The sequence below is a fragment of the Rhodococcus sp. NPDC006774 genome (assembly GCF_040636045.1).
Taxonomy (GTDB): domain Bacteria; phylum Actinomycetota; class Actinomycetes; order Mycobacteriales; family Mycobacteriaceae; genus Rhodococcoides.
Map to the genome: position 1 here is coordinate 1 of NZ_JBEYIW010000050.1, position 2721 is coordinate 2721.

The following is a 2721-nucleotide window of genomic DNA, read 5'->3' on the forward strand; positions in this document are numbered from 1 at the left end:
ACCACCGGCACCGGCCGAACACCCAACACCCCCACCGAACACACACTCACCCACATCTACCGAGACGTACTCCACCTCGACCACGACACACCCCTGAGCATCGACGACAACTTCTTCCACCTCGGCGGACACTCCATGTCCGCCACCCGACTCATCGCCCGCGTGAACTCGGCAGTCGGGTCCGATCTGACGCTGCGCGACGTGTTCGAGACGCCGACCATCGCAGGCCTCGCCGACGCCGCGGATTCCACCGGGATCGATCGTGTGCGGGTGTCCGACATGGTTGTACCCGAACAGGTTCCGGCGTCCTACGGACAGCAGTCGCTGTGGGTCATCGACCAGCTCGGCGGACCGAAGTCGCAGTACGTGGTGCCGACTGTGCTGAGGCTCAGCGGCGATCTCGAGGTCCCCGCTTTCACGGCAGCTGTGCACGACGTCGTCGAACGACATGCCACGCTCCGCACACTCCTCGTCGAACGTGATGGCGTTCCGGTGCAGGTGATCGTGCCCCCGGTCGACGCCGCAGCTCGAATCACTCTCGAGGTGAACGACCTTCGCGATACGGACCGGCGAGGCATCGACGAAACCATCGGATCCCTCGTCCGTACCGGGTTCGATCTCGCCACGGATCTCCCCATCCGCGTTGCCGTGCTGAGGAGCGAGGACTCTCAGTGGGTGATCGTCCTCGCTGTTCACCATCACGCGGTCGACGAGTGGTCGGCCCCGGCTTTGCTGGGCGACCTCTCGATCGCCTACGCAGCACGAATCGCCGGATCGGCACCCCACTGGGATCCGCTGCCGGTGAGCTACGCGCAGTACGCCACGTGGCAACGGACCGTCCTCGGCCGTGCAGAAGATCCGGCATCGGAACTCGCTGGGCACCTGGACTACTGGCGCACAGTCCTCGGCGACGCGCCCGAGGAATCCATCATCGCGCTCGACTCCCCCCGCCCTGCGGACCCGACTCATCGCGGTGAAGACCTCACGTTCGAGCTCGACGAGGAGACGGTCGATGCCCTGCGCCGCACCGTGGATTCGCTCGACGTCACCATGTTCACCGCCGTCCACGCCGCCACCGCGATCACCGCATCTCTCCTCGGCGCCGGAACCGACGTCGTGATCGGCTCCCCGGTCGGTGGACGCACCGAGGACGGCCTCGAAGACCTCGTCGGATACTTCGTCAACACCGTTCCCCTGCGACACCGACTGTCACCGCGCCGGACATTCGGCGAGGTGCTCACCGACACCCATCGGGTGGTATTGGACGGATTCGCGCATCAGAGCGCACCGTTCGAGGAGATCGCCCGTGCAGTGAACGCACCGAGAGACGCGGGCCGAACCCCGGTGTTCCAGATGCTGTTGACACACACAGTGTCCGATGCCACCGAGTCGGAACTCTTCCGCCTTCCGGGACTGATTACCCTTCCCGAGACCGCGGGCGAAGACCCGGCATCGTTGGCTGCGGCGAAGACGGATCTCGAGATCGACTTCGAGGACACTCCGTCCGGCGTGACGGGCTATATCACCTATGCGACGGATCTGTTCTCTCGTTCGACGATCGACCGCTTCGTCCTGACCCTCACGCGCGTACTCCACGCTCTGGCAACAACACCCGACGCGTGCATCGCGTCGGTGAACGCTGTTTCCGAGAACGAACTGAGTCGGATCGAGTCCTGGTCGACCGGTTCCGATGCCATGGGTCTCGAGATACCCACCTCGGGCACGACGCTCGACTCGTTGATACGCAATCAGATTCGCGCAACACCCGACGCGGTGGCCGTGACGGACGAGTACGGAACATCCCTGACCTACGAAGAACTGAACACCCGCGTCGACGCGATGGCCGCGATGCTCCTCACCCGTGATGTGACGGTCGGGCATCGGGTGGCGGTGATGCTGCCCCGCGGTACGGATCTGGTGATCACGCTCGTCGCCGTCACCAGGATCGGGGCGGCGTACGTCCCGATCGACCCCGGTTATCCCACCGAGCGGGTCGGGCACATCCTGCACGACGCCGCACCGACCGTGGTCGTCACCGACCGCGCCGGTCACACTGCACATGCCGCCGCTGTCGCCACTACTGTTCTCGAACTGGACGATTCGACCGTTCGCGATTCCCTCGATTCGTACGACGCTTCAGCTCCGGGCACTGTGACAGCACCGTCTCCCGACAACATCGCGTACGTCATCTTCACCTCCGGCACCACCGGCCGCCCCAAAGGCGTCATGGTCCCCCACACCGCCATCGTCAACCTCATCGCCTGGCGGCAATCCGTCTTCACCCTCACCGCCGGCGACCGAGTACTGCAGAAAACCTCCGTCGGCTTCGACGTCTCCGTCCCCGAATTCTTCTGGCCCCTCACCGTCGGAGCCACCATCAGGTTGATCCGACCCGACGGCGAAAAAGACCCCACCTACCTGACGGAAATCCTGCGTGACGAACCCATCGCCTTCGTCGAACTCGTCCCCACCATCCTCCACGCCATGCTCGACACCGGATTCGACCTCGCCGACACCCAACTACGCTCCCTCTCCGTCGGCGGCGAAGCCTTCCCCACCACCCTCGCCCACACCCTCACCGGCACCGGCACCGGCACCGACGTTGCAGTGTGGAACACCTACGGACCCACCGAAGCCGCCGTCGAAGTCACCGGCCACCTTCTCGAAGAAGGTGCGGTCAACGAGTCCACCACCGGCACCGTGCCTATCGGTGGACCGGTC

At 64.9% G+C, this 2721-nt stretch carries 1 protein-coding gene; it reads left to right on the forward strand.

Annotated elements, in window-relative coordinates:
* Positions 1 to 2721 (forward strand): condensation domain-containing protein (locus tag ABZ677_RS27730; RefSeq protein ID WP_358375292.1); only part of this gene is annotated, 2721 nt, incomplete at both ends.